The 1799-nt window shown below is 75.4% G+C and carries 3 protein-coding genes; all 3 read right to left on the reverse strand.

The features are described 5' to 3' along the window. The coding region (locus ACTUAL_RS22435) for a DUF998 domain-containing protein (RefSeq protein WP_440901622.1) at positions 1-582 on the reverse strand (582 nt) is incomplete at its 3' end. Between the two features lie 69 nt (positions 583-651). After that, a complete protein-coding gene (gene idi / locus ACTUAL_RS22440) occupies positions 652-1224 on the reverse strand; it encodes an isopentenyl-diphosphate Delta-isomerase (RefSeq protein WP_440901623.1) in 573 nt (190 codons plus the stop codon). Between the two features lie 54 nt (positions 1225-1278). Then, a partial coding sequence (locus ACTUAL_RS22445; RefSeq protein ID WP_440901624.1) for a TetR/AcrR family transcriptional regulator occupies positions 1279-1799 on the reverse strand: 521 nt, incomplete at its 5' end.

Consider the following 1799-nt stretch of genomic DNA (forward strand, 5'->3'; position numbering starts at 1 on the left):
GTACCCCAGCGGGAACACCCGCCACCACGCCGTGCCGCCCGACGCGTCCACCAGCAGCGCGTACACCAGCGGGCTCAGCGCGAGCACGGACAGCCAGCCCAGCGCGAACACCCGGCGCGCGTGCGCGCCCCACGCGGCCGAGCGCAGCCACGGCCTCGACAGCAGCAGCGCCGCCACCGGCAGGCTCAGGAACGCGAGCACGCTCGCCACCCGGTGCACCGTGCCGCTCGCGCTCGGCCCGCCCATCGCCCAGTTGTGCTTGGGGAACAGCACGACCAGCGTCAACCCGGCCGACCACAGCGCCATCGCCACCGCGCCCGGCGACCACCACCGCGCCACCCCGGCCCGCACCAGCGCGACCAGGATCGCCACCGACCCGGCCGCGAGCAGCAGCACGCCGACGTCGAACACCCACTTCTGCGGGCCCAGCGCGTACTCGCTGATGGTCCGCCGCAGGCTGTGGGGGTTGGTGACGGCGCGATGCAGGTCCAGGCCGCCGATCAGGGCGACGGTCAGCACCACGGCCAGGGCGCCCCCCGGTCCGGCGAACCGGGAGGGCGCAGCGGTCTCCGCGTTCAGCACACCGGGCAGAACGGGCGCGCGGGCGGCGGGGTTCCCCGGTTCAGGAAACCGACAGGAGCCGCGCGGGGGTCAGCGCACCGCGAGCGGGAGGTCGGCCGGGGAGCCGACGGGCCACTTCAGCGGGTCATCGCCCAGCTCGGCCAGCGCCTCCACCTGCAGCAGGCACCACGGCGAGATCGGCCGGGCGCCCGAGAGGACGGCGGGCGCGAAGTCGGCCCAGATGACCCACTCGACGTCGTCCACCTCGTCCGGGTTGGGCACCGGGTCGGTGTCGATGACGCCCCGGTACACCGGGCACATCTCGTTCTCCACCACCCCGTTGTCCATGACCGCGCGGTACCGGAAGCCGGGAAGGACCAGGTCCAGCTCGACGTCCGGGAGCCCCAGCTCCTCGGCGAGCCGCCGCCGCACCCCGGCCTCCAGGTCCTCGCCCGGCGCGGGGTGGCCGCAGCACGAGTTGGTCCACACGCCCGGCCAGGTCTTCTTGTGCAGCGCTCGCCGGGACAGCAGGAGTCTGCCGTCCCGGTCGAAGAGGTAGCTGGAGAACGCCAAGTGAAGCGGCGTCTCCTCGTGGTGCACAGTCGCCTTGTCGGCCTCGCCCACGGCCGCACCGGTCTCGTCCAGCAGCACAACCCGTTCCACGGTTGATCACCCTGCCACAGCGCTGCCCCGGACGGCGACCGCGCGATGGGGTGATCACACCCGCAGGACCGTGGCGACGACCCGCCGGACGGCGTCCTCGGTGGCGCCGGGGCCGGTGTGCAGGAGGTGGGTGGAGCCGACGAGCGCGGGGCCGAGGGCGTCGGCGGGGAGGGTGTCGGGGAGGCGGCCCGCGGCGCGCTCGGCGTCGAGGTAGGCGGTGATGCGGACGGCGGCGTCGGTGAGGACCGGGACGCCCGCGGGCCAGGCGTCGCGGAGGCGGTCGCGGAGCGCGGTGCGGAAGGTGAGCAGGGGGACGACGGCGACCGCGGCCGAGGCGTAGAGGGCGGTGAGGGCGGAGGTGAGGTTGTCCACCACCTCGCCGCGGCCGACCCGGTCGGGGAGGCGGTCGACCTCGGGGGTGGGGCGGGCGGCGCGGTCGAGGACGAACTCGGCGAGGAACGCGTCGAAGTCCGCGAAGTGGCGGTGCAGGACGCCCTTGGCGACGCCGGCCTCCGCGGTGACCGCCCGGCTGGTCAGCCCGCCCGGCCCGGCGCGCAGCAGGACGCGTTCGGCGG

Source organism: Actinosynnema sp., assembly GCF_052038725.1.